18 protein-coding genes and 2 tRNA genes are annotated in these 20689 nt (G+C 72.9%); 17 read left to right on the top strand and 3 right to left on the bottom strand.

Features of this window, described 5'->3' with window-relative positions:
* Positions 1–28 precede the first annotated feature (28 nt).
* Entirely contained in the window at positions 29–451 is a 423-nt protein-coding gene (gene ndk, locus ACZ1IK_RS09175; RefSeq protein ID WP_012750845.1) for a nucleoside-diphosphate kinase, read from the top strand.
* Between the two features lie 86 nt (positions 452–537).
* On the opposite strand, the gene ACZ1IK_RS09170 is transcribed toward ndk, so the two are convergent.
* Positions 538–1197: a vitamin K epoxide reductase family protein gene (locus ACZ1IK_RS09170; protein ID WP_036316920.1), complete on the bottom strand. Its 660-nt coding sequence runs from the start codon at positions 1195–1197 to the stop codon at positions 538–540.
* 397 nt (positions 1198–1594) lie between these two features.
* Here ACZ1IK_RS09170 and ACZ1IK_RS09165 point away from each other — a divergent pair, with 397 nt between their 5' ends.
* From ACZ1IK_RS09165 to ACZ1IK_RS09115, 11 genes are all read left to right on the top strand, one after another.
* The gene (locus tag ACZ1IK_RS09165; protein ID WP_465098470.1) at positions 1595–4771 is read left to right on the top strand and encodes an Rne/Rng family ribonuclease; all 3177 of its coding nucleotides are present in this window, start codon (positions 1595–1597) and stop codon (positions 4769–4771) included.
* Positions 4772–5003: 232 nt separating this feature from the next.
* Positions 5004–5309, top strand: coding sequence for a 50S ribosomal protein L21 (gene rplU, locus ACZ1IK_RS09160; protein WP_002853919.1), 306 nt, complete (start codon positions 5004–5006; stop codon positions 5307–5309).
* Positions 5310–5360: 51 nt separating this feature from the next.
* On the top strand, positions 5361–5618 hold the full coding sequence (rpmA, locus tag ACZ1IK_RS09155; protein WP_002853915.1) for a 50S ribosomal protein L27: 258 nt from the start codon (positions 5361–5363) through the stop codon (positions 5616–5618).
* Positions 5619–5787: 169 nt separating this feature from the next.
* Positions 5788–7335 carry a GTPase ObgE gene (gene obgE, locus ACZ1IK_RS09150; protein WP_020622077.1) on the top strand — a complete coding sequence of 516 codons (1548 nt, stop codon included), beginning with the start codon at positions 5788–5790 and terminating at the stop codon, positions 7333–7335.
* Between the two features lie 3 nt (positions 7336–7338).
* Positions 7339–8544 carry a glutamate 5-kinase gene (gene proB, locus ACZ1IK_RS09145; RefSeq protein WP_036381585.1) on the top strand — a complete coding sequence of 402 codons (1206 nt, stop codon included), beginning with the start codon at positions 7339–7341 and terminating at the stop codon, positions 8542–8544.
* A 73-nt stretch (positions 8545–8617) separates the two neighbouring features.
* Entirely contained in the window at positions 8618–9967 is a 1350-nt protein-coding gene (locus tag ACZ1IK_RS09140; protein WP_036316932.1) for a glutamate-5-semialdehyde dehydrogenase, read from the top strand.
* 79 nt (positions 9968–10046) lie between these two features.
* Positions 10047–10271 carry a hypothetical protein gene (locus ACZ1IK_RS09135; protein WP_036316935.1) on the top strand — a complete coding sequence of 75 codons (225 nt, stop codon included), beginning with the start codon at positions 10047–10049 and terminating at the stop codon, positions 10269–10271.
* Positions 10272–10345: 74 nt separating this feature from the next.
* A complete protein-coding gene (gene nadD, locus ACZ1IK_RS09130) occupies positions 10346–10993 on the top strand; it encodes a nicotinate-nucleotide adenylyltransferase (RefSeq protein ID WP_036316939.1) in 648 nt (215 codons plus the stop codon).
* Complete coding sequence (rsfS, locus tag ACZ1IK_RS09125; RefSeq protein ID WP_036316941.1) at positions 10990–11415, top strand: ribosome silencing factor; 426 nt, start codon at positions 10990–10992, stop codon at positions 11413–11415. Before nadD ends, rsfS begins: the two co-directional genes overlap by 4 nt.
* A 12-nt stretch (positions 11416–11427) precedes the next feature.
* On the top strand, positions 11428–12093 hold the full coding sequence (locus tag ACZ1IK_RS09120; protein WP_465098469.1) for a histidine phosphatase family protein: 666 nt from the start codon (positions 11428–11430) through the stop codon (positions 12091–12093).
* A gap of 120 nt (positions 12094–12213) precedes the next feature.
* A tRNA-Ala gene (locus ACZ1IK_RS09115) sits at positions 12214–12289 on the top strand.
* 86 nt (positions 12290–12375) lie between these two features.
* Here ACZ1IK_RS09115 and ACZ1IK_RS09110 read toward each other — a convergent pair.
* Positions 12376–13506 carry an oxidoreductase gene (locus ACZ1IK_RS09110; RefSeq protein ID WP_336627661.1) on the bottom strand — a complete coding sequence of 377 codons (1131 nt, stop codon included), beginning with the start codon at positions 13504–13506 and terminating at the stop codon, positions 12376–12378.
* A gap of 169 nt (positions 13507–13675) precedes the next feature.
* Here ACZ1IK_RS09110 and ACZ1IK_RS09105 point away from each other — a divergent pair.
* Together ACZ1IK_RS09105 and ACZ1IK_RS09100 are read left to right on the top strand one after the other, a co-directional pair.
* Positions 13676–13748 (top strand) — tRNA-Ala (locus tag ACZ1IK_RS09105).
* A 246-nt stretch (positions 13749–13994) separates the two neighbouring features.
* Positions 13995–15074: a hypothetical protein gene (locus ACZ1IK_RS09100; RefSeq protein WP_336627662.1), complete on the top strand. Its 1080-nt coding sequence runs from the start codon at positions 13995–13997 to the stop codon at positions 15072–15074.
* A 96-nt stretch (positions 15075–15170) separates the two neighbouring features.
* Here the strand turns inward: ACZ1IK_RS09100 and ACZ1IK_RS09095 are convergent, their stop codons facing one another.
* Positions 15171–15863, bottom strand: coding sequence for a TetR/AcrR family transcriptional regulator (locus ACZ1IK_RS09095; protein ID WP_336627663.1), 693 nt, complete (start codon positions 15861–15863; stop codon positions 15171–15173).
* 161 nt (positions 15864–16024) lie between these two features.
* Here ACZ1IK_RS09095 and ACZ1IK_RS09090 point away from each other — a divergent pair, with 161 nt between their 5' ends.
* From ACZ1IK_RS09090 to ACZ1IK_RS09080, 3 genes are read left to right on the top strand one after another with little or no spacing between them, the layout of a single operon-like run.
* Positions 16025–17557, top strand: a complete 1533-nt coding sequence (locus ACZ1IK_RS09090; RefSeq protein ID WP_465098468.1) for a flavin monoamine oxidase family protein — start codon at positions 16025–16027, stop codon at positions 17555–17557.
* Positions 17558–17583: 26 nt separating this feature from the next.
* Complete coding sequence (locus tag ACZ1IK_RS09085) at positions 17584–19245, top strand: APC family permease (protein ID WP_036316957.1); 1662 nt, start codon at positions 17584–17586, stop codon at positions 19243–19245.
* Positions 19242–20627 carry an NAD-dependent succinate-semialdehyde dehydrogenase gene (locus ACZ1IK_RS09080; RefSeq protein ID WP_144820080.1) on the top strand — a complete coding sequence of 462 codons (1386 nt, stop codon included), beginning with the start codon at positions 19242–19244 and terminating at the stop codon, positions 20625–20627. The genes ACZ1IK_RS09085 and ACZ1IK_RS09080 overlap by 4 nt, the downstream gene beginning before the upstream one ends.
* The last annotated feature ends 62 nt before the right edge of the window (positions 20628–20689 follow it).

Genomic DNA, 20689 nt, shown 5'->3' with positions numbered 1-20689 from the left:
CCGTCCGACGACGCTAGGAGCACACCCCATGACGCACCACACCGAAGAGACCCTCGTCCTCATCAAGCCGGACGGGGTGGCCCGCAACCTGGTCGGCGAGATCCTCGCGCGCATCGAGCGCAAGGGCTACGTGATCGCCGATCTGAAGATGCTCACGCCCACCCGCGCCATGCTGGAGCGGCACTACGAGGAGCACCAGGGCAAGCCGTTCTTCGAGCCGCTGGTCGCGTTCATGGCCTCCGGCCCCGTGGTGGCCGCGCGCGTCACGGGCGACTCGGTGATCGAGGGCTTCCGCTCGCTGGCCGGCAAGACCGATCCCACCGTGGCCGCCCCGGGCACCATCCGCGGCGACCTGGGCCGGGACTGGGGCGAGGCCGTCCAGAAGAACCTCGTCCACGGTTCGGACTCGACCCTCTCGGCCGAGCGCGAGCTCGCGATCTGGTTCGGCTGAGCCCGGTCCGGGCCCGCACGACGGCGGCCGGTCACCCTGGTGGGGTGACCGGCCGCCGTCGTCGTGTCCGGTGGGGGAGCTTAGGCTCAGTCGATCCCGACGACCCCGAGGCCCAGTTCCAGCAGGATCGAGGCGAACACCAGGACGTAGAGGAGCACGATCACGGGCCAGGCCAGCTCCCGGGCGAGGCGGACGAGACCGGCCGGGGCCGGCAGCGTGCCGGTCTGCAGGTTCCGGGACGTCACAAGCACGAGCTGGGCGATGACCATGGCCCACACGATCATGCAGTAGAGGCAGAGCGTGCCGATGCTGTAGACGGCCGAGTACCAGAGCCACACGCAGAATGCGAAGCCCGCCAGGATCCCCGCGTTCATCAGCAGCCAGTACCAGCGGGCGAAGCGGGCGCCGGCGAGCAGGGACACCGCCACGGTGATGAGCACGGAGAACGCGACCACGCCGATGTACGTGTTCGGGAAGCCGAAGGTGTGGGCCTGCCACGACTGCATCACCTGGCCGCAGGACACCCACGGGTTGAGGTCGCAGGACGTGCGGTGCGTCGGGTCCGCGGTGAGGAGGGCGCGCTCGACGATGATGACGATCGTCGCCGTCAGCGCCACGAGCGAGGTGATCAGCAGCAGCGCCGCCATGCCCGCGGGCCGGGCGTACCAGGTGAGCCGGGCCTCCTCGGCGGGGACGTCGTCGGCAGGGGAGAGGCGGACGTCGTCCGTCGGCGGGGTCGCAGGCATGGACACGATTCTAGGCGCGTGCCCGGGGCGGATGTGAGACAATCGGCCCTGGCCGTCCCGTGGCCACACCGCGGGGCAGCCCGCTGCGCGCCCGACGTCGGGCCGCCGCCGAGGCGCCCCCGCGTCGAGCATCGTGCGGGAGGTGGACGCCGGGCTTCGCCCGTGCGCGTCCGTGCGCCGGCCGGCGGACGGCACGTGACGCCCAGGCCCCGATCTCGAGGGCGCAGCGGTTCCGCGCCGGGCCCTGACGGTCGACGCGGTCCACCCGATGACTTCTCGGAGTCCGCCTCCCGGCGCACCCGTGGCGCACGGCGCCCGGGGCAACGCGGCCGGCGGCGGACGCGGACACGCCGGGCGGCGGCGAGTGTGGCGTCGTCGGTCGGCGGGAGGTGCTGCCATGGCGGCCAACAACGAGGACACGACCCGCGCAGACGAACGCGCGGAGGAGACGGCCGAGCAGGCCGTGACGCAGACCGCGGCGGACACCGCCGCCGGGGCGGTTCAGCCGGAGCGGACCCCCGCGTCCGACGACGCCGCGGACGCGCCCGAGGAGCCGAGCGCGCCGACGCTGCAGGTCGACCCGACCGACCCGTTCGCCGTGCCGGCGAACCTGATCGAGGTCCTGCGCACCGAGACCACGTCCCGGCAGCGCTCCGAGGACGAGGACGCCGGAGAGTCCGAGGACCGGGCCGAGGGCGCCGTGGTCTCCCGGCGGCGCCGCCGACGCCGCCGCGGTGAGGTGGACATGGAGCTCGACGGCGGCGAGGCCGGCGATCCCGAGCACACCGTCACCCGCGTGCGCGCGCCGCGCCAGGCCGTCGGCACCGCCTCGGACACCGTCCAGAGCGTCAAGGGATCCACCCGGCTCGAGGCGAAGCGCCAGCGCCGCCGCGACTCCCGCTCGGGCGGGCGTCGCCGCACCGTGATCACCGAGGCCGAGTTCCTGGCCCGCCGCGAGGCCGTGGACCGCAAGATGCTGGTGCGCCAGCGCGACCAGCGCATCCAGATCGCCGTGCTCGAGGACGGCGTGCTGGCCGAGCACTTCGTCTCGCACACCACGCAGGACTCGATGATCGGCAACGTGTACCTGGGCAAGGTCCAGAACGTGCTGCCGTCCATGGAGGCCGCGTTCGTGGACATCGGCCGCGGACGCAACGCCGTGCTCTACGCGGGCGAGGTCAACTGGGACGCCGCCCAGCTGGACGGCAAGCCGAGGAAGATCGAGAACGCGCTCAAGTCCGGCGACACCGTGCTCGTCCAGGTCACCAAGGACCCGGTGGGCCACAAGGGCGCCCGTCTGACCAGCCAGGTCTCCCTGCCCGGCCGCTACCTCGTGTACGTGCCGGGAGGCTCGATGACCGGCATCTCCCGCAAGCTGCCGGACGTGGAGCGCTCGCGTCTGAAGAAGATCCTCAAGGACCACCTGCCGCAGGACGCCGGCGTGATCGTGCGCACCGCGGCCGAGGGCACCTCCGAGCAGGAGCTGCAGAACGACATCAACCGTCTGCGCGCCCAGTGGGAGGGCATCCAGGAGAAGGCGTCCGGCACCAAGGTGCTCGCCCCCGAGCTGCTCTACGCCGAGCCGGACCTGACCATCAAGACGGTCCGCGACGTCTTCAACGAGGACTTCTCCGCCATGCTCGTGCAGGGCGAGGCCACGTGGGACAACATCGAGGCCTACGTGACCTACGTGGCCCCGCACCTGCTGGACCGGTTGCACCACTGGGTGCCGGAGGACCACGACGGCGAGGACCTGTACGCCACCCACCGCGTGGACGAGCAGCTCCACAAGGCGCTCGAGCGCAAGGTGTACCTGCCCTCCGGCGGCTCGCTCGTGATCGACCGCACCGAGGCCATGACCGTGGTGGACGTGAACACCGGCAAGTTCACGGGCTCCGGCGGCAACCTCGAGGAGACCGTCACCAAGAACAACCTCGAGGCCGCCGAGGAGATCGTCCGGCAGCTGCGCCTGCGGGACATCGGCGGCATCATCGTCATCGACTTCATCGACATGGTGCTCGAGGCCAACCGCGACCTCGTGCTGCGCCGTCTCGTGGAGTGCCTGGGCCGGGACCGCACGAAGCACCAGGTCGCCGAGGTGACCTCGCTCGGCCTGGTCCAGATGACGCGCAAGCGCATGGGCACCGGGCTCGTGGAGGTGTTCTCGGAGACCTGCGAGCACTGCGCCGGCCGCGGCATCATCATCAAGGACACCCCCGTCGAGCGGGGCCGCTCCGGCGGTGAGCAGCGCGGCGAAGCGGAGGGCCGCCGTCGTCGCCGGCGCCGGGGCAACGGCGAGGGCGAGCACGCCCACGCCGCCGCGGCCACGACGACGGGCGCCGAGCACGTCGACTCCGAGGACGAGCGGCAGCGCCGTGAGCGGGCCGAGGCCGCCCGGGTCGCCCTGCACTCGATCGCGAAGGCCTCCGGCAAGGTGGCCGAGGACGAGACCCCCGCGCAGGAGCCCGCCCCCGCCGAGCAGGCGGCGGACGCCGCCGAGGACTCAGTGGCCGAGGCCGTCGAGGCTGCGTCGGCCGGGCCCGCGAAGGCCGGGCAGCCGGCCGGGGCGGACGAGGAGGAGACGCCGCGTCGCCGGCGCCGTCGGGGCCGCCGCCGCGGCCGGGGCCGCACCGAGGAGTCGGGGGACACCGGCGCCGAGGTCGCGGGCTCTGAGGATGCCGCGCGGTCACACGACGACGGCCCCGCCGAGTCCGCCGATCAGCCCCGTCAGACGGAGGAGGAGGCCGAGCCGGCCGCCGCCGAGGCCCCCGAGCACCAGGACCCGGTCGCGCAGGCCGAGGAGGCCGAGTCCCCGGAGGACGCGGACGCGCAGGACGACCGTCCCCGCCGGTCCCGGCGTCGTCGGGGTGGCCGTGGGCGGTCCCGGCGGGACGGCGAGGCGGCCTCGACCGAGACCGACGCCGAGGACCAGGGCGCGGAGCGCGCGACGCCGTCGCGGCACGACGCCGCGGACGCCGAGTCCTCGGCGGCCGCGCCCGCGGAGGACGCATCGGAGCCGGTCGAGGATGCCTCGGCGCCCGTGCCCGCCGAGGATGCCCTGGCGCCCCGGCGCCGCCGGTCCCGCCGGGCCTCGAGCGACGGCGTCGTCCGTCCGGCCGCCGGTGCGGACGCGTCCGCCGAGCGGACGGCCGACCGCACGGACGCGGCTCCGGTGGAGGCCACCGAGCCCTCGCCCGAGGAGTCCACGGACGCCACCGAGGTCCACGAGCAGCCCGCCGCCCCGGCCGCCGTCGAGGAGGCCGTGATGGTGGAGCCTGCGGCGACCGAGCCGACGGCGGAGCCCACGGCGGACGCGGACCAGGCGTCCGCCGCGGACGCCCCGACCGAGGCCCAGGCGGCCCCGGCGCCCGGATCGCCGCGCCGGCGCTCGCGTCGTGCCGTGTCGTCCGACGGCGTCCACGTCCAGGTCCAGGCCGCGCCCGGCGGCGCCCAGGGCGGCCGCTTCACGGCGGCCGTGGCCGAGGCGTCCACCCCCGCCGAGCCGCAGGGTGCCGCCCCGGTGATGCTCGGCGTCGGCGTGAAGGCCGCCGACCTGGCCCGTCGCGGCCGCTGACCGTCGTCGGTGCCGCCGCCCCGGGCCTGCCCCGGGCGGCGGCGACGCGCCGACACGCCTCTGTTTGGTCCGGATGCCCGGCAGCGAGTATGCTGGACCATCGGTGTTCACCGCCCGCACGCTCCCGCATGTCCCGGTGAGGGACCGCCGGACCCGGACGCAGCCGCGGTCGAGGTGCGGGCGAGCAGAACCCGATCTGATCCATTGAAACGTCGAGAGAAGTGAGTCCCAAGTGGTGTACGCGATTGTCCGCGCTGGCGGCCGCCAGGAGAAGGTTTCCGTCGGAGACCTCGTTACCCTTGACCGCGTTCCCGCTGAGACCGGTGGCTCCGTCGAGCTGCCCGCTCTGATGCTGGTGGACGGGGACGAGGTCAAGGCTGGCGCCGATGCCGCCGGTGTGAAGGTGACCGCCGAGGTCGTCTCCCACTCCCGTGGCAAGAAGGTCGTCATCATGAAGTACAAGAACAAGACCGGCTACAAGAAGCGCCAGGGCCACCGCTCTGAGCTGTCCACGGTCAAGATCACCGGGATCGCCTGAGCCGTCACCGGCACCGGCGAAACCGAGCATCCGAGAGGTTAGGCAACAGCAATGGCACATAAGAAGGCCGGCAGTTCCTCGAAGAACGGCCGCGACTCGAACCCGCAGTACCTCGGCGTCAAGCGCTACGGCGGCGAGGACGTCAACGCCGGCGAGATCATCGTCCGCCAGCGTGGCACCAAGTTCCACCCGGGCCGCAACGTCGGCCGCGGCAAGGACGACACCCTCTTCGCGCTGTCCGCGGGCTCCGTGGCCTTCGGCCAGCGCCGCGGCCGCAAGGTCGTGGACATCGTCCCCGCCGCGGAGTGATCTGACACTCGTGCGGTCTGCGTGCGGACCCTCGCCCGGCGAGGACACCCGCACCCCCTGACGCCCCGGCGGGGGCGGGCCCGGCATCCACCGGACCCGCCCCCGCCGTCGGCGTCTCCGGCCCCTGGGCCGTCTGAGTCCGATCCCTCCAGCCCCTAGGAGCACTCCCATGGCAGCCTTCGTGGACCGCGTGGTCCTCCACCTCACCGCCGGCAACGGCGGGCACGGGTGCGTCTCCGTGCATCGCGAGAAGTTCAAGCCCCTGGGTGGCCCCGACGGCGGCGACGGGGGCGACGGCGGCGACATCACCCTCGTGGTGGACTCGCAGACCACCACGCTGCTGGACTACCACCACGCCCCGCACCGGTCCGCTGAGAACGGCCAGCCGGGCATGGGCGACCACCGCGAGGGCAAGAACGGCCAGTCGCTCGTGCTGCCCGTGCCGGACGGCACGGTGGTCAAGGATGAGCAGGGCAACATCGTGGCCGATCTCGTGGGGGAGGGCGCGACCTACGTCGCCGCCGCCGGCGGTCAGGGCGGCCTCGGCAACGCGGCTCTGGCCTCCGTGAAGCGCAAGGCGCCCGGCTTCGCGCTGCTCGGCCTGCCGGGGGAGAGCCGGGACCTGACGCTCGAGATCAAGACCGTGGCGGACGTCGCGCTCGTGGGCTTCCCCTCGGCCGGCAAGTCCTCCCTCATCGCTGCCCTGTCTGCGGCCCGTCCCAAGATCGCGGACTACCCGTTCACCACGCTCGTGCCCAACCTCGGGGTCGTGCAGGCCGGCGACGTGCGCTTCACCGTGGCCGACGTCCCGGGCCTGATCCCCGGTGCCTCGGAGGGCCGCGGCCTCGGCCTGGAGTTCCTGCGCCACGTCGAGCGCTGCGCCGCGCTCGTGCACGTCCTCGACTGCGGCAGCCTCGAGTCCGACCGCGACCCGATCGCCGACTTCGAGGCCATCGAGGCCGAGCTCGAGGCCTACGCGGTGGAGCCCGTCTTCTCCCAGGGCGGGGAGGGCGTCGTACCGCTGAACGAGCGGCCCCGCCTCATCGCCCTGAACAAGACCGACCTGCCCGACGGCGCCGCGATGGCGGACATGGTCCGCGACGAGCTCGAGGGCCGTGGCCTACGGGTCTTCGACATCTCCGCGCTGGCCCGCGAGGGCCTGGACGCCCTCAAGTACGCCATGGCCGAGCTCGTGGCGGAGGCCCGTTCCCGGGTGGTCGAGCCCGCGCCGGCCGCGCCCGTCGAGGTGCCGCGCCGGCATCGCCGCCGTGGCGAGCGGGCCGAATTCACGATCCGCCGCGAGGAGCGCAACCTCGAGCCGCTGTTCCGCGTGCGCGGCGAGAAGCCCGAGCGGTGGGTCGCCCAGACGGACTTCCAGAACGACGAGGCGATCGGCTACCTTGCGGACCGGCTCCAGCGGGCCGGCGTCGAGGACGGCCTGTTCAAGGCCGGTGCGAGGCCGGGCGACGCCGTCGTGATCGGCGACGACGTCACGGGCGTCGTCTTCGACTGGGAGCCCACGCTGTCCGCGGGAGCCGAGCTGCTCGCCGGGCCCCGTGGCACCGACCTGCGGCTCGACGAGCGCACCCGCGCGACCCGCGCGGAGAAGCGCGCCGAGCAGGATGCCCGCCGGGCCGCCCGTGCGGCGACCCGGGCCGAGATGGAGGCCGAGCGACGCTCCGGCCTGTGGACCGACACCGACGATCGAGAGGGATGATCCATGTCCGTGCGGCGCACCGTCGTCACCCGCTATCCGACCCCCGCCACGCGCGGCTCTGAGGACCCGCAGGCCAACCCCGTGACCTCGCGGGAGACGATGCAGGCCGCACGCCGAGTGGTCGTGAAGATCGGCTCGTCCTCGTTGACCACCCCGGACGGCCTGGACGTGGCGGCCATCGACCGGCTCGTGGACGTCCTCGCCGCCGAGCGGCAGAAGGGCACCCAGGTGGTGCTCGTGTCCTCCGGCGCCATCGCGGCCGGCTTCCCCCACCTCGGGCTGGGCCGACGCCCCAAGGACACCGCCACCCAGCAGGCCTCGGCGGCGGTCGGCCAGAGCAAGCTCATGGCGCACTACACCACGAGCTTCGGCCGGCACGACACCGAGGTGGCCCAGGTGCTCCTGACCGCCGAGGAGCTCATGCGGCGCACCCAGTACACGAACGCGCACCGCGCCCTGTCGCGGCTGCTCACGCTCGACGTGATGCCGATCGTGAACGAGAACGACGCCGTGGCCACGCGCGAGATCCGCTTCGGCGACAACGACCGCCTCGCGGCCCTCACCGCCAACCTCTGCAAGGCGGACCTGCTGGTCCTGCTCTCGGACGTGGACGCCCTCTACACGGGCCACCCCTCGAACCCGGACGCACGGCGCATCCCGGAGGTCACCTCGGACGACGATCTGGCCGGCGTCGACGTGCGCGTGCCCGGTTCCGCGGGCGTGGGCACGGGCGGCATGGTGACCAAGGTGGACGCGGCCGGCATCGCGGCCACCACCGGCATCCCGACCCTGCTCACCTCGGCCGCGAACGCGGGCGCCGCGTTCGCGGGTCAGGACGTGGGCACGTGGTTCTCCGCCACCGGCCGCCGCCGGTCCGCGCGCGCGGCGTGGCTCGGCCTCACGGCGGAGGTCCGGGGCCGGCTCGTCATCGACGACGGCGCGGTGGCCGGGGCGATCGACCGCGGCCGCTCCCTGCTGGCCGCGGGCATCACCGGCTGCACGGGCGACTTCACACCGGGCGACGTCGTCGAGATCGTGGACGCGCACGGCCGGGTGCGGGCGCGCGGCCTCGTGCAGTACTCCTCGTCGCAGCTGCCCGCCATGCTCGGGCGGACGACCGCCGACCTCCGCGAGGACCTGGGCGCGGGCTACGACGGCGTCGTCGTGCACGCCGACGACTGGGTGCGCCTGGCTCCGCCGCAGCGCTGACCGGCACGGGCTCCGGCCGCGGCGACGGACCGGGGCCTCGTGCCTCGTCCGGGGCGCTCGATAGGCTGGGGGCATGCAGACCACCGAGAGCACCGCACCCCAGGATCAGTCCGGCCGCCAGGACGCCGAGGCGCCGACGCCCGAGGTCGAGGAGGCCGTCCGCCAGCGGGCCGAGTGGGCGCGTCAGGCCGTGCCCGAGCTGGCCACCGCCGGCCGCGTCCGCAAGGACGCCGTCCTGCGCCACATGGCCGAGGCCCTGCGCGCCAACGCGGCCGCGATCATCACGGCCAACCGCGAGGACCGCAGCCGCGGCCGCGAGGCCGGCACCTCGGCGGCCATGCTGGACCGCCTCAAGCTGGACGAGGCGCGCGTCGAGGCGCTGGCCCTCGCCCTGGAGACCCTGGCCGGCCTGCCGGACCCCGTGGGCACCGTGGTCCGCGGCGGCCCGCTGCCCAACGGCGTGCGGATGAGCCAGGTGCGGGTGCCCCTGGGCGTCGTGGGCGCCGTGTACGAGGCCCGTCCGAACGTCACGGTGGACATCGCCGGCATCGCCCTGAAGTCGGGCAACGGCGTGATCCTGCGCGGCGGCTCGGCCGCGGAGTCCACCAATGCGGTCCTGATCCAGGTGCTGCGGGAGGCGCTCGTGGACCAGGGCTTCGACCCCAACATCATCCAGGGCATCGACGACCTCGGACGTCCTGGCGTCGCCGCCCTGATGGCCGCCCGTGGCGCGGTGGACGTCCTCGTCCCGCGCGGCGGCCGTGAGCTGATCCAGCGCGTGGTCCGTGAGGCCCGGGTGCCCGTGATCGAGACGGGTGAGGGCAACGTGCACCTGTACGTGGACGCCTCCGCACCCAAGCAGATGGCGGTGGACATCGTGCTCAACTCGAAGACCCACCGCACCTCCGTGTGCAATGCGGCCGAGACCCTGCTGCTCCACCGGGACGCGGAGGAGGTGGGCCGAGAAGTGCTGCGCGCCCTCACCCGTGCCGGCGTGCTGCTGCACGTGGACGAGGCCGCGCGGGCCTGGCTGCCCACGCTCGCCGACCGCGGCGACCACGCCCGGGACGCCGTGGACGCCACCGAGGAGGACTGGGGCACCGAGTACCTGGACATGGAGATGGCCGTGCGCGTCGTGGACTCCCTCGACCAGGCGATCGAGCACATCGGCCGGTGGTCCACGGGCCACACCGAGGCCATCGTCACGAACGACCTGGCCGCGGCCGAGCGGTTCATCACCGAGGTGGACGCCGCGGCCGTCATCGTGAACGCGTCCACGCGCTTCACCGACGGCGGCGAGCTCGGCCTCGGCGCCGAAGTGGGCATCTCCACCCAGAAGATGCACGCCCGCGGGCCCATGGGCCTGGAGGAGCTCACGACCACCAAGTGGATCCTGCGCGGCGACGGGCAGATCCGCCGCTGAGCCGGGCTACGATGGACACCAGGACCCCTTCGGCCCGGCCCCGGCCCGGCCGTCTGACCCGCTGCACCGAGGAGCATCCATGCTGAACACCTCCCTGATCCTGGCCGCCGCCGAGGAGGGCCACCACGTCGTCAACGAGCTGCCGATGGACCCCATCTGGTACGGCCTGCTCGTCTTCGCGCTGCTGATGGCCGCCCTGGCCGCCACCATGTCCATGCGCTCCCGCGCGCTGCGCCTGCCCGAGCCCACCACCGCGGTCCAGCACCACGGCACCGGCCGCGGCTCGCACACCTCCGGTCACTGACGTCTCACCGGCCCGTCGCGTCGCCGCCTCCGCCGGGGGCGACGCGGCGGGCCGTCCGTTCGTCTCCTGAGCGCATGACCGTCGCCTCCCGCACCCCCGTCCCCGCGCCCACCGCCGGGGGCGCGCACCGTCGTCGCCTCGGCATCATGGGCGGCACCTTCGACCCGATCCACCACGGGCACCTCGTGGCCGCCTCCGAGGTGGCCGCCGAGTTCGAGCTGGACGAGGTCGTCTTCGTCCCCACGGGCCAGCCGTGGCAGAAGTCGGACCGGCAGGTCTCCCCGGCCGAGGACCGCTACCTCATGACCGTGGTGGCCACCGCCTCCAACCCCCGGTTCACCGTCTCCCGCGTGGACATCGACCGCCCCGGCGTGACCTACACCGTGGACACGCTGCGGGACTTGCGCCGCCTGCACCCGGACGCCGAGCTGTTCTTCATCACCGGCGCGGACGCCATGGGCCAGATCCTCACGTGGAAGGACGTGGACGAACTCTGGGACCTGGCGCACTTCGTCGGTGTCACCCGTCCCGGCCACGACCTCTCGGACATGGGCCTGGGCGCCGACGTCTCCCTGATGGAGATCCCCGCCATGGCGATCTCCTCCACGGACTGCCGGGAGCGCGTCCGCCGGGGCCGGCCCGTCTGGTATCTCGTCCCGGACGGCGTCGTCCAATACATCGCCAAGCACCACCTCTACGTCTCGGAAGAGGAGACCTCGTGACCGTTCCCCAGACCACCCTGGACGCCCTCACCACCGCCGCGGCCGCCGCCGCGGACAAGCTCGGCACGCACATCGTCGCGTTCGACGTCGCCGAGCGGCTCGGCCTGACCGACGCCTTCCTGATCGCCTCCGGCGCCTCGGAGCGTCAGGTCAACGCGATCGTCGACGGCGTCGAGGAGGCGCTGTTGAAGGACGAGCAGCTCAAGCCGTTGCGTCGCGAGGGCCGGTCCGACGGCCACTGGGTGCTGCTCGACTACGGACACTTCGTGGTGCACGTCCAGCATCGCGAGGACCGCGAGTTCTACGCGCTGGACCGCCTGTGGAAGGACACCCCGGCGATCGACCTCGGCCTGCCGGAGGAGAGCACCCGACCGGACGCGGCCACCCAGGACGACGGCGCCTCCGCCTCGCACGCCTCCTGAGCGGGCCGGGAGATGCGCCTGATCCTGCTGCGTCACGGCGAGACCGACTGGAACGTCCTGGACCGCTACCAGGGGCACACGGACATCGAGCTGAACGCCGAGGGGGAGCGCCAGGCCCGCCGCGCCGCCGGCGGGCCCGTGGGTGACCTGGTCGAGGACGCGGAGGAGCTCGTGGCCGTGTGCTCCCCGCTGGCCCGGGCGCGCCGCACGGCCGAGATCGTCCTCGAGGCCCGGGTGGGCGCGGCGTCCGTGGCCGTCGACCCGGAGCTGATGGAGCTGGCCGGGGGAGAGTGGGAGGGCCTGGAGCTCAGTGCCATCGCGGAACGCTGGCCGGACGAGCACCGCCTTTGGCGGGCCGAGCCGGCGCTCGACGCCGGCCCCGTGGGCGGGGAGACCCTGCGCGGGGGCGGCGAGCGGGCCCTGCGTGCGCTGCGCGGACACGTTCCCCCGCACTGGGCGGACACCCCGCGCGACGGTGGTGCCCACACCCTGCTCGTCGTGGCCCACGGTGCGCTGATCCGCGCGGCCACGGGGCTGCTCCTGCGTCACGAGGGCGAGGCCTTCGCGGCGATGGAACGGATCGGCAACGCCCGCGCCGCCGTGCTGCAGGGCGCGTTCGCTCCCGACACCGGGGCCGGGGGCTGGGGCGACTGGACCCTCGAGGGCTACAACATCTGAGGGCGCCTCGGCCCGGACGCCGATTTGGCGCCCGCGCGGGGACCGTGTACGCTGGTCGAGTTGCCAGCGAGGCGAACGGGCCGGAAACGGCGCGTGAACATCGCGGTGACGCCCACATCTGGGGGTATGGCGCAGTTGGTAGCGCGTCTGCATGGCATGCAGAAGGTCAGGGGTTCGAATCCCCTTACCTCCACCAGTCAGAAGGCCCGGTCCATGCGGACCGGGCCTTCGTCGTCGTCGGGTTCCTGTGCGGGCCCGGGCGGCGACCGCCGCCCTGCGACATCACCGCGCTGCTGCACTGCGGTGATGTCGCTCCGCCGCGGTCGGTGCGGGGGGCACGCCGGGGTATGCGGCGCGCTCCGCCGCCGTGAGTGCGGGTTCCACCGCACGGCCCTCCCGCGCCGAGGCGACGGCGGCCTCGAGCACCGCCATCACGGCGACGGCCTGGTCGGGGGTGGCGGCGTCGCTGCCCGGGCGGCCCAGGATCGCGTCGCGCACGCCCGTGTAGGACCGCTGCTGGGCTCCGGTCGGCGCGGGGACGCGCTCGATGCCCCCCTCCCCGTCGTGCAGGAGGATCGGGTCCGGGTCGACGCCCCAGCCCTCGGCGCCGGGGAGCAGACCCGCGCGCAGCTGCGCCTCCTGCTGATCCGGCAGTTCCTTCACCGCGGTGCCGCGCGTCCCGTGGACCGCGAAGCGCGGGCTGCCGCCGGCCACGAGCATCGACGCCTGCAGGACCACGCGCCGACCCGGGTACTGCAGCACGCAGTGTGCCCAGTCCTCGACCGGGGCGCCCGGACGCAGGGCCGCGAGGTCGGCGTCCACGCGATCGGGGACGCCGAAGAGCAGGAGCGCCTGGTCGACCAGGTGCGGGCCGAGGTCGAACCAGATGCCGCCCCCGGGCACCGCGGCTTCCCGCCAGCGGTCCCGGACGGTCGGGCGGAAACGGTCGATCCGGGACTCGAGGTGGACGACGTCCCCGAGCCGGCCGGAGCGGACCAGCTCGGCGACGCCCAGGAAGTCGCTGTCGAAGCGGCGGTTCTGGAACACCCGCAGCACCCGCCCCGTCTCGGCCGCGAGGTCGCGCAGCTCCCGCGCCTCGGCGAGACTCAGCGTGAAGGGCTTGTCCACCACCACGTGCCTGCCCGCCCTCAGGGCCGTGCGCGCGAGCGGCGTGTGCTGGTCGTTCGGGGCGGCGATCACCACGAGGTCCACGTCGTGGCACGCCAAGAGCGCGTCCACGTCGGGCACCACGACGACATCCGGCAGGTCCGCGTGCACCGCGTCCGGGCGGCTCGAGACGACATGGGTGAGAGTGAGTCCCTCCGTGGCGTGGAGCAGGGGGACGTGGAACGTCTTGCCGACGAACCCGTAGCCGATCAGCGCGGTGCGGATCGGTGCGTCAGTGGGGGACATGCAGGACCTCCTGGGCTGGCAGCGGGCATGGGAGCGTCTCCTGCACGCTAGGCCGTGGGACCGCGGCGGTCCATCGACGCCGCCCGGCCGGTTTGCACGGTTGCTGCAGGCCGGGTATTCTGTTCAGGTGCTCCGGCCGGTCCGCCGGAAACGGGGGCATCACCCACCTGGGGGTATGGCGCAGTTGGTAGCGCGTCTGCATGGCATGCAGAAGGTCAGGGGTTCGAATCCCCTTACCTCCACCCGTCGGAAGGCCCGGTCCATTTGGACCGGGCCTTCGTCGTCGTGGCGGCCGGTTCGCCGTCGAGAACCACCGGTCACGGCCGGGTTGCGGTCCAGTGTCGATCACGCATCGACGTCGCATAGCTCTTTCATGGCAGGCTCTCGGCGGACAGACTCGAGGCGTCCCCACCCGTGGAGCCCGGAACACCGGTGCTGCAGAGGCGGGGGCCGCTGGCCCTGTCCGGCCGACTCAGTGAGGAGCTGCCATGTCCGTCATCCGTACCCGTCGTCCCTCCCTCCGTCACCTGCCCGTCGCCGTCGCCGCCGCCGGCCTCGTCACCACCGTCGCCCTCGCCGGCCCCGCCGCCGCCTGGGACGACGCCCACGGCCCCCAGGCCGGCTACTTCCAGGCCGTCGACCACGAGAACGTCACCACCGCCTTCTTCCAGACCTACGACGGCTACGACCCGGAGGACCTCACGCTCACGCTCACCCCGGTGGCCGAGGACGGCACCCGCCTGGAGGGCGGCCAGGAGGTCGAGTTCACCGCCCTGGACGTCATCGACGGCGGTGCGGTGGACGTCCTCGAGACCCGCCGCGCGCTCGGCGCGGCCGGTGCAGGCCTGGTGCGGTACGACGTCGTGGCCGACGGGCAGATGCTGAACATGGGCATCACGCTCCAGGCGGACACCGACCTCGCCGACGATCAGGGGGCGGCCGTGCACTCCGTCGACGGCCCCCAGATGGCCCACCTCGGGGACCGGCCCCTGGTCTGGGACTCGGCCATGCAGTCGGCTCCCGGGGTGGAGGGCGCCGAGATCGTCCACCTGGTCGCCGCGCCGACGATGGAGAACACCTACGCGGCGGTCGTGTCCGAGCCGGCCCACGGCGAGGTCTTCGCGTTCCGTGACTCGGAGCACTCCGAGCTCCGTGCCTGGTACATCCCCGAGAAGGGCTTCGTCGGCACGGACACCTTCACCGTCGACTTCCACAGCGACCATGTCGCCCATGTCCAGACCGTCACCGTGCACGTCGGGGAGGAGATCCCCGCCGCGTACGACGGCTTCCTCGATGCCGAGGACGGCGTCCTCAGCGGGAAGCCGCTCGACCTGACCGACCCGGACACCGCCGCGGCGCTCGCCGCGTTCCGGGGCGACGAGGCCGCCCCGGCTCCGGAGGACGAGGAGGAGCAGCCCGCTCCGGTCGAGGACGACGCCGACGAGCAGCACACGACCCCGGACACCGTCGAGACGGGGCAGTCCACCGGCTGGTGGCTGGCCGGCCTCGGCGCCGCCGCCGCGGGGGTGCTGGTCGCGGCCCGCCGTCGTCTGGGCCTGACCGACTGAAAATCCGCCGCGCACAGATCCGTCGACGCGCCGCCCCTCTCACACACAGGGGCGGCGCGTCCGTGCCGGCCTGACACGTGGCCGGCAGTCCGCGCGTCAGTCGCCGAGGCCCGCGAGCAGCAGGTCCAGTCCCTCCTCGAAGGGTGCGTCCGCATAGGGGTTCCGCGCCCCCGTCGCGCGCGTGCCCCCACCCGCCCGGAACGCCTCGGCGGCCGCGCCAAGCGCGGGCAGCCGCTCCTGCGCCCCCGCCACCTCGAAGATGTCGGCCGGAGCGTCGACGTCGTACGCAGACCCGTAGATGAACGACTCGAGCGCGATCACCCGGGCCAGCACCTGCTCCGGCGCCAGACCGGTCCGGGCCAACACCGCGCACACCGTCTCGTAGACCCGCTGCGTCGACGGGGCTCCCTCGATCGGCAGGGTCGCGATGAGCGGGATCAGCGGCGGATGGGCCGCGAAGACGTCCCGGTAGGAGCGCGCCCACGCCCGCAGGGCGGCGACGACGGGCACCTCGCCCCGGATCGCGGCCTCCAGCTCGACGAGCGAGACCTCGCCCATCACGGCGTCCTGCAGCAGGACGAGCAGCTCATGCTTGCCGCTGATGTGGTTGTAGAGCGCGCTCGGCGCCACGCCCAGGCGACGGCCGACCGCCGCCATGGTGAGCCCTTCGTATCCCTCGGTGCGGGCGACCGCGAGCGCCGCGTCCGCGATCGCTGCGCGGCTCAGAGCGGGGGAGAGAGGTCGTCCGCGGCGGCGGCGCGTCCGGAGCGGTTCGGGGGTCTCGTCCATCCGGCCATTCTGACCCGTCGGACGGGCAGGAGGTGTCAGGCCGGCTACGGACCAGCCTTCCCTTCCCGGCGCGCGGCCCGTACAGTGAGCGCCGACACTCTAAATGAACGGCATTCACCCGGGCCCCGCCCGATGCCCCGTCCCCGCCAGAGGAGCACCCCATGACCACCGCCCCCGCCACCGCCGGCCGCGAGCGCCGGACGAGCGACGTCGTCGTGATCGGCGCCGGCCCGGCCGGCCTCATGGCCGCCCGCACCGCGAAGGCCCAGGGCCTGTCCGTCACCGTCCTGGAGGCTCGCCGGCGCGTCGGCGGCCGCACCTGGAACGGCCTGGTCGAGGGCGCCGACGGCAAGGACCACTTCATCGAGATCGGCGGCCAGTGGATCTCCCCGGACCAGACCCGCCTCATCTCCCTGGTGGAGGAGCTCGGCCTGCCGACGTTCTCCCGCTTCCGCGACGGTCGCAACGTCTACGTGGACCCGCGCGGAGAACGCCACGTCTACGACGGCCTCGACTTCCCGGTGGCCGAGAAGACGGACCGGGAGATGGATCGCCTGATCGCCAAGATCGACGAACTGACCGCCGAGATCGACGCCGCCGCCCCGTGGGAGCACCCGCGGGCCGCCGAGCTGGACAAGATCTCCTTCCGGCACTGGCTGGAGCAGCAGTCCGACGACCCGGAGGCCATCGACAACGTCTCCATCTACATCGCCTCCGGCATGCTGACCAAGCCCTCCCACACCTTCTCCCTGCTCCAGGCGCTGCTCATGTCCGCCTCGGCGGGGTCGTTCCGCAACCTGGTGGACGAGGACTTCATCCTGGACAAGCGCGTCGAGGGCGGCATGCAGTCCGTGTCCCTGGCCATGGCCGCCGAGCTGGGCGACGACGTCGTCCTCGGCCAGCCGGTGCGCACCCTGCGCTGGGCCGAGCCGGACCCGTCCACCGCGGACGAGAAGAACGGTGTGGCCGCAGACGTGCGCAACGGCGTGGCGCACGACGGCGCCGCCGGCGACGTCGTGGCGCTCACTGACGACTACGAGGTGCACGCCCGCTACGCGGTCCTGGCCGTCCCGCCGAACCTCTACAGCCGCATCTCCTTCGAGCCGCCGATGCCGCGCGAGCAGCAGATCGCGCACCAGCACATCTCCATGGGCCTGGTCATCAAGGTGCACGCCGTGTACGAGACCCCGTTCTGGCGCGAGGAGGGCCTGTCCGGCACGTGCTTCGGTGGGGGCCGTCTCGTCCAGGAGATCTATGACAACACCAACCGCGGCGAGAACCTGGCCGGTGGCGCCCCGGGCAAGGAGGACCCGCACGGCACCCTCGTCGGCTTCGTGTCCGACGTGTACGCGGAGCAGATGTGGGCCCTGCCGGAGGAGGAGCGCAAGGCCGCGATCCTCGGCGCCATGGCCGAGTACCTCGGCCCCCGGACCCTCGAGCCGATCGCGTTCTTCCTCTCGGACATGGCCGCCGAGGAGTGGACCCGAGGCGCCTACGCCACCAGCGACGACCTCGGCGGGCTCTCCCGCTGGGGCCACCTCCAGAACCGCCCGACCGGTCCCATCCACTACGCGTGCTCGGACATCGCAGCCGAGGGCTACCAGCACGTGGACGGCGCGATCCGCATGGGCGAGGCCGCCGCCCTGGCCATCGCCGAGCGGGAAGCCACTGACGCGGGGCAGCCCACCGGCTGACCGGCCCGACGGACAAGGACATCCTCATGAGCGCATCCACCCCACGACGCCGCGTCGTCGACAATGAGGGACACGAGCACGTGTACCCGACCACCTCCGCCATCGAGCAGGTCAACCTGCTCAACCCGGGCGGGGTGAGCAACAAGGGGCTCCAGGCCGGCAAGGTCGGCCTGCTCGGGGCGGTGGTGATCGGCGTCTCCGTCGTCGCCCCCGCCTACACGTTGACCTCGGGCCTCGGGCCGACCATCAGCACCGTCGGCACCCACGTGCCCGCGATCCTGCTGCTCGGCTTCATCCCGATGCTCCTGGTGGCCCTCGGCTACCGGGCGCTGAACACGCGGGTGCCGGACTCCGGCACGTCGTTCACCTGGGCCACGCACGCCTTCGGGCCGTATGTCGGGTGGATGGGCGGCTGGGGGCTCATCGCCGCCTCCGTGATCGTGCTGTCCAACCTGGCGGCCGTCGCCGTCGACTTCACGTTCCTGCTGCTCGCCCAGATCACCGGGAGCCAGGCCATCGCGGACCTGGCCGGCAACCTGTGGGTCAACATCCCCCTGACCCTGGTGTACCTGGCCCTGGCCGGATGGATCTCGCACCGCGGCATGGAGACCACCAAGCACCTGCAGTACATCCTGGTGGCCTTCCAGATCCTGGCCCTCGGTGCGTTCGCGGTCGCCGCCCTGACGCAGTCCTCCCGTGGCGCGGGCTTCGACCCCACCCCGGTGCAGCTGGACTGGTTCAACCCGTTCACCGCGGGCGACTTCAGTGTGGTCGCGGCCGGCGTCTCCCTGTCCATCTTCCTGTTCTGGGGCTGGGACGTGACCCTCACGATGAACGAGGAGACCAAGGACCCCGAGCGCACCCCCGGCCGGGCCGCCGCCGTCACCGTGTTCGTCATCATCGCCGTCTACATCCTGTCCGCCCTGGCCGTGATCTCCTGGGCGGGCATCGGCTCCGAGGGCCTGGGCGCGGGCAACCCGGACAACCAGGAGTCGATCTTCGCGGTCCTCGCCGGCCCGATCCTGGGCCCCTTTGCCGTGATCATGTCCAGCGCGATCCTCGTCAGCTCCCTGGCCTCCCTGCAGTCCACCATGGTCTCCCCGGCCCGCACCCTGCTGGCGATGGGCTTCTACCGGGCTGTGCCCGCGCGCTTCGCCGAGCTGAGCCCCCGGTTCAACAGCCCGGCCTTCGCGACCTGGGTGTGCGCGGGCTTCGCCGGCCTCTTCTACGTCGTCACGCGGCTGCTCTCCGAGAACGCCCTGTGGGACACCATCACCGCTCTGGGCCTGATGATCTGCTTCTACTACGGCATCACCGCCCTGGCCTGCGTCTGGTACTTCCGCCGCGAGTGGTTCACCTCGGTGGGCAACGCCCTCACCACCTTCCTGTTCCCGCTGATCGGCGGCCTCGTGCTGCTGGTGATGTTCTGCGTGACCGCGATGGACTCCACCGACCCCGACTACGGCTCCGGCTCCTCCGTGTTCGGTGTCGGCACCGTGTTCATCCTGGGCATGGGCGTGCTGGCCATCGGCGTGGTACTGATGATGTGGACGCGGCTGCGCCACCCGGCCTACTTCCGTGGCGAGACCCTGCCGCAGACGGACTCGACCCGACCCATCCCGATCATCCGTCCGGACGACGACGGCACTGCCGTGGTCCGGGACCCCAACGAGAGGACCCACTCATGAGCACCCCCACCGGCTATCGCGTGCAGGACCCCAGCACCGACCAGGTCGTGGAGACCTTCCCCGCCCTCGCCGACGGTGAGGTCGACCAGGTGCTGGCCGCCGCCGAGACCGCCCAGCGCGCATGGGCCGCCCGCCCCATCGAGGAACGCGCCACCATCGTGCAGAAGGTCGCGGACCTCTTCGAGGAGCGCAAAGACGAGCTCGCGCAGATCATCGCCACCGAGATGGGCAAGCGCGTGACCGAGGGCGTCGAGGAGGCGGAGTTCAGCTCGGCCATCTTCGGCTACTTCGCGGACAAGGGCCCCACCCTCGCCGCGGACCGCCCCATCGAGACCTACGGGGGCGGCCGCGCCATGATCCGCCACCTGCCCCTGGGCGTGCTGCTGGGGGTCATGCCCTGGAACTTCCCGTACTACCAGATCGCCCGTTTCGCCGCGCCGAACCTCATGCTCGGCAACGCGATCGTGCTCAAGCACGCCGAGATCTGCCCCCGCTCGGCCCTGGCCGTGCAGCAGATCATGGACGACGCCGGCGTGCCGGCCGGCGTGTACACCAACGTCTTCGCCACGCACGACCAGATCGCCGAGTTCATCGCCGACCCGCGCGTGGCCGGCGTGTCCCTGACCGGCTCCGAGCGGGCCGGCTCCGTGATCGGCGCGCTCGCGGGCCAGCACCTCAAGAAGGCCGTCCTCGAGCTCGGCGGGTCGGACCCGTACATCGTGCTCGACGCCGAGGACCCGGCCGAGGCCGCCCGCACCGCGTGGGCGACCCGCATGTACAACATGGGCCAGGCCTGCAACTCCAACAAGCGCATGATCGTCACGGCGGACATCCACGACGCCTTCGTGGCCGAGCTGGTGTCCCTGGCCGAGGCCATGAAGCCCGGGGAGGCCACCGACGAGGACCCGACGGTCTTCACCCCGCTGTCCTCGCGCGGTGCCGCCGAGGGCCTGGCCGAGCAGGTGGAGCGGGCCCGTCAGCAGGGGGCGACCGTCCACGTCGGCGGGACCGTCACGGACGAGGCGGGCGCCCGCTTCGCCCCGGCCGTGATCACGGGCGTCACCTCCGAGATGGACGCCTACCGTGAGGAGCTCTTCGGCCCCGTCGCCGTCGTCTACAAGGTGGAGTCCGCGGACGAGGCGCTCGCCCTCGCCAACGACTCCCAGTACGGCCTGGGCGGCGCCGTGTTCTCCCAGGACGAGGCCCAGGCCGAGCGGATCGCCCGGCAGCTCGAGGTCGGCATGGCCAACGTCAACACGCCGGCGGGCGAGGGGGCGGAGATCCCGTTCGGCGGCGTCAAGCGCTCCGGCTTCGGCCGCGAGCTCGGCCCGCTCGGCATGGACGAGTTCGTCAACAAGCAGATGTACTTCGTCCAGGACTGACACCCCACGACGACGACGGGCCCGCCTCCGGTGACCGGAGGCGGGCCCGTCCGCGTCCCGCC

This window comes from Micrococcus sp. CS26 (assembly GCF_055522295.1).
The sequence above is the reverse complement of the archived record's forward strand: the minus strand, read 5'-3'. Positions and strand labels throughout refer to the sequence as shown.